Source organism: Paracidovorax sp. MALMAid1276, from assembly GCF_049198005.1.
In the GTDB taxonomy this organism is placed as follows: Bacteria; Pseudomonadota; Gammaproteobacteria; order Burkholderiales; family Burkholderiaceae_C; genus Acidovorax.
On sequence record NZ_JBMIRS010000209.1, the window covers coordinates 1 to 4,476 of the forward strand.

Annotated in this window: 4 protein-coding genes; 2 read left to right on the top strand and 2 right to left on the bottom strand. The window is 69.3% G+C overall.

The window, feature by feature from the left end; all coding sequences use genetic code 11:
* Positions 1 to 292: general secretion pathway protein GspB (locus ACOQFS_RS16830; protein ID WP_421563974.1), on the top strand; the 292-nt coding region annotated here is incomplete at its 5' end.
* Positions 293 to 410: 118 nt separating this feature from the next.
* Here ACOQFS_RS16830 and ACOQFS_RS16835 read toward each other — a convergent pair.
* On the bottom strand, positions 411 to 1,553 hold the full coding sequence (locus ACOQFS_RS16835) for an ABC transporter substrate-binding protein (RefSeq protein ID WP_421563977.1): 1,143 nt from the start codon (positions 1,551 to 1,553) through the stop codon (positions 411 to 413).
* Positions 1,554 to 1,790: 237 nt separating this feature from the next.
* Here ACOQFS_RS16835 and ACOQFS_RS16840 point away from each other — a divergent pair, with 237 nt between their 5' ends.
* On the top strand, positions 1,791 to 2,528 hold the full coding sequence (locus ACOQFS_RS16840; protein ID WP_421563975.1) for a Crp/Fnr family transcriptional regulator: 738 nt from the start codon (positions 1,791 to 1,793) through the stop codon (positions 2,526 to 2,528).
* 51 nt (positions 2,529 to 2,579) lie between these two features.
* On the opposite strand, the gene ACOQFS_RS16845 is transcribed toward ACOQFS_RS16840, so the two are convergent.
* Positions 2,580 to 4,292, bottom strand: a complete 1,713-nt coding sequence (locus ACOQFS_RS16845) for a methyl-accepting chemotaxis protein (RefSeq protein WP_421563976.1) — start codon at positions 4,290 to 4,292, stop codon at positions 2,580 to 2,582.
* Positions 4,293 to 4,476 lie beyond the last annotated feature (184 nt).

Sequence of the window (4,476 nt, forward strand, 5' to 3'; positions counted from 1 at the left end):
ACGCGCGCCCGCGCCGCCGCCCCCGGCAGCGCGCGCGCCCGAGCCCGCCACGCCTACCGGCACCGTGTTCGCGCAGAGCGACCTGCCCGACGCCGTGCGCGCGCAGTTGCCCGTGCTCAAGATCTCGGGCGCCAGCTACTCCACCAACGCCAACTACCGCATGGCCATCGTCAACGGCCAGGTGCTGCACGAGGGCGACCTCGCCGCCCCCGGCCTCATGCTCGAAAAGATCGAACCCGGCCGCACCATCTGGTCATTCAAGGGCTACCGCTATGGCCTGGCGTCGCAATAGAAAAGTTTGAATCAAATTGGGCTCTAGCGCTTATTGGGTAAGCGCTAGCAGCTATCAATTTGGTAGTTTTGCAATCGGCGGTGGCTGTGTGCGACCGGCACCGCCACCGCTCGTCGGATTAACGGATAAACCGCCCGTCGCGCCCCACCAGCGTCAGCTCCACAAACCGCGAGGCGTTGCGCTCGGGCGTGCTGGCGTTGATCTCGAAACCTCCCAGGTCCCACTTCTTCAGCGCCCAGGTCGCGTCGATGAACGCCGCGCGCGAGGGGTTGCGGCCGGCACGGTGCAGGGCCTCGGCAAACACGCGGGCGTTGATGTAGCCCTCCAGCGCCAGGTGGGAGGGCTCGGCGGTGGCGCCCGAGGCCTTCCAGGCGGCCTGGAAGTCGCGCACCACCGGCATCACCGCGTTGCTGGGCAGCGGCACCACCTGCGAAATCGCCATGCCTGTGGCGTCCGGCCCCAGCGCCTTCACCGTGGCCTGCGTGCCCATCACCGACAGGGCATACAGCGTCACACCACGCTGCCGGGCGCGGAAGGCCTTCACGAACTCCAGCGTGGGCTTGCCGGCCAGACCGATCACGATGGCCTCCAGGTTGCCACTGGCCAGCTGGGCGGCGGCGCTGCCCGCGTCGGACGCATTGCTCTCCACCGTGACGGCGATGGCGCCGGGCAGCTTGAGCCGCTCCATGGACTGCCGGGCCGCGGTGTACACCTCTTTGCCGAAGGCGTTGTTCTGGTAGACGATGCCGATGCGCGTGATGCCGATGGTGGACAGGTGCTGCACCAGCTTCTCGGCCTCGTCCGCGTAGCTGGCGCGGATGTTGAACACATTGCGCGCCCCCTGCACCCGGCTGAGCTGCGCGCCCGTGAAGGGCGCAAAGAACGGAATGCCGCTCTCCGTCACCTTGGGCAGCATGGCGTCGATCATGGGCGTGCCCATGCAGTTGAACAGCGCAAACGTGTCGCGCTCGGCCATGAACTTTTCCACATTGGCCAGTGCCTTGGGCACGTCGTAGGCGTCGTCCAGTGTCACCAGATCGATCGTGCGGCCATGCACGCCGCCTTTGGCGTTGATACCCGCAAACGCCGCCTTGGCGCCCTGGTGCATGGCAGACCCCAACTCGCCCAGCGGGCCGGTGAGTGCGGTGGACTGGGCGATGCGCAGCGTGCCCTCCTGCGCGCGGGCGGGCTGCAGGGCGCCCAGCCAGGGCAGGCTGGCGGCGGCGGCCGCGGCCAGCAGCTGGCGGCGGGGCAGGGCCATGTCCGGGGCCGTTCTCGGGACGGCTCTCGCGGCAGTTGTCGGGGCGGCTTCCTGGGGGTGCGGGTGCATGGCGGGTGTCTCCTTCCTTCTTGTGGCCCCGGCGCCGGCGCGCTGCGGGCCGGGGAAGGGCGCCATCATCCCGGCGAGATTGGCATTTTTTTGTCTTTCTGACGACAATTCGGGGTGTGGATTTCCCGCATCCACGCCGTGTCGTTGCCGCTGCTCTTCTCTGCCGCCATGGACTCCCGCATTCACCAAGACCTGTCTCTGCACCAGCGCCGCCGCCCGCCCACGCTCGATGAACTGGCCGGCATCCCCTGGCTGCCCCTGCTGCAGCCCGCCGAGCGCGAACGCGCCGTGGCCGCGCTGCTGGTGGGCGATGCCAAGCCCGGCGACTACGTGTGCCGCGTGGGGCGGCCGGTGACCTACTGGTTTGGCGTGGTGGAGGGCCTGCTCAAGATGAGCAGCGACGACGCGCAAGGCCAGACCATGACCTATGCCGGCCTGCCGCCGGGCGGCTGGTTCGGCGAGGGCACCACCATCAAGCGCGAGCCCTACCGCTACAACATCCAGGCGCTGCGCAACAGCATCGTGGCCGGCCTGCCCATCGACACCTTCCACTGGCTGCTGGACCATTCCATCGGTTTCAACCGCTTCGTGATGAACCAGCTCAATGAACGCCTGGGCCAGTTCATCGCCGCGCGCGAGATCGACCGGCTGAACAACCCCGACGTGCGCGTGGCGCGCAGCCTGGCGTCGCTGTTCAACCCCGTGCTGTACCCGGGCGTGGGCGAGGTGCTGCGCATCACGCAGCAGGAGCTGGCCTACCTGGTGGGCCTGTCGCGCCAGCGCGTGAACGAGGCGCTGGCCGCGCTGGAGGCGCAGGGCGCGATCCGCGTGGAATACGGCGGCCTGCGCGTGCTCGACCTGGCGGCGCTGCGCTCCAGCATCTTTCAGTTCAAGGGCGGCGGCTGAGCGCCGCCTGGCTGCCTGTCAGCGCGGCAGCGCGGGCAGCCTGCCTGTCTTTCAGCGCGGCAGCGACGGCAGCTTGCTGCGCGGCGTGAGCGCGGGGGCTGCCGCGCGCAGCGCAGCGGGCGCAGGCGCAGGCATCGAGGGCAGCGCCGGCGCTGCCGCCCCCCAGCTGTCGTCGTCGGCACCATCGTTGCGCGACAGCCGGAACGCACCCACCATCTGCGTGAGGCGGCCCGCCTGCTCCTTCAGGCTGTCGGCGGCGGCGGCGCCTTCTTCCACCAGCGCGGCGTTCTGCTGCGTCATCTCGTCCAGTGCGCCCACCGAGTGGTTCACATGGCCGATGCGCTGGCTCTGCTCCTGCGTCGCGGCGGTGATCTCGCCCATGATGTCCGACACCCGGCGCACCGACAGCACCAGCTCCTCGATGGTCTTGCCCGCGTGGTTCACCAGCGTGCTGCCTTCCTGCACCTGGTTGACGCTAGTATCGATCAGCGCCTTGATCTCGCGGGCCGCGTTGGCCGAGCGGCCGGCCAGGCTGCGCACCTCGCCGGCCACCACGGCAAAGCCGCGGCCCTGCTCGCCCGCGCGGGCCGCTTCCACGGCCGCGTTCAGCGCGAGGATGTTGGTCTGGAAGGCGATGCCGTCGATCACGCTGATGATGTCGGCGATCTTGCGCGAGCTGGCGCTGATGGTGTCCATGGTGCGCACCACCTGGCCCACCACCTCGCCGCCACGCGTGGCGGTGTCCGACGCGGTGGACGCGAGCTGGTTGGCCTGACGGGCCGAGTCGGCGCTTTGCGACACGGTGCCGGTCAGCTCCACCAGCGACGAGGCCGCGCCTTGCAGGTTGTGCGAGGTCTGTTCGGTGCGCTGGCTCAGGTCCAGGTTGCCCGAGGCCACCTCGGAGCTGGCGACCAGGATGGACTCGGCCGTCTCGCCGATCTCGCCCACGAGGGTGCGCAGGCGCTCCTGCATCGCGGCCACGGCTTCGAGCAGGCGGCCGGTCTCGTCGTGAATGCGCACCTCCACCTGCGAAGTGAGGTCGCCGCGTGCAATGCGCTCGGCCACCACCACGGCGCGGCCGATGGGTGCGGTGATGCTGGTGGTGATGCGCCAGGCGATCAGGCCGCCCAGGCCGATGGCCAGCAGCACCAGCGCGTCGGCCACCAGGCGGGCGCGGCTCTGGGTGGTCTCGGCGGCGGCGGTGGCCTCGGCGTTCAGGCTGTTCTGCAGAGCGATCAGGTCCCGCAGCTTGGCCCGCCACGCCGATTCGCTGGGCGCCACGCGCGTCATCAGCGCCAGCGTGGCGCTCACGGTGTCGCCGTCGTCGGCCGACTTGATGGCGGCGTCCAGCTCGGGACGGGTCTTGGCCGCCAGGGCCCGGATGTCGGCCAGCAACTGGATTTCCGCCGCCGTCGCCGTGGCCGGAACCATCATGGCAGCCAGGGCCGCTTCGTCGGTGCTGTATTGCTTGAGCGTGTTGCCCACTGCCGCCACCTGCTCGCGCGCCTGCTTGGGGTCGATGTCGTTGAGCATGGCCGCCGAGCGGCTGTGGATGCCCATGGCACTCACGCCTTCGAGCATGCCGTTGACCAGCTTGGCCTTGCTGGCGCCCACGCCGGTGATCTGGCGCATCTGATCATGCACCTTGCCCACCGACAGCTGACCCACGGCGGCCACGGCCACCAGCAGCACCAGCACACAACCGAAGCCCAGGCCCAGGCGGCTGGAGATCGACAGGGATTTGAGGGAAGAGGCGGCCGGCATGGGGTTCCTTGAACTACGGCGAAAGGGGAAAGAAAAAACCCGAAACGGGGTGGACCACAGGGCCGGCATCACCAAAGCAATATCGGTGCCCGCACAGCGTTGGAGCTAGGAGTCAGCGCGGCAGAAGGGGCATCGGCTGCAACGCACGATAAACCGGTCTCGCGCGGTACGACCGCCTGCGCCC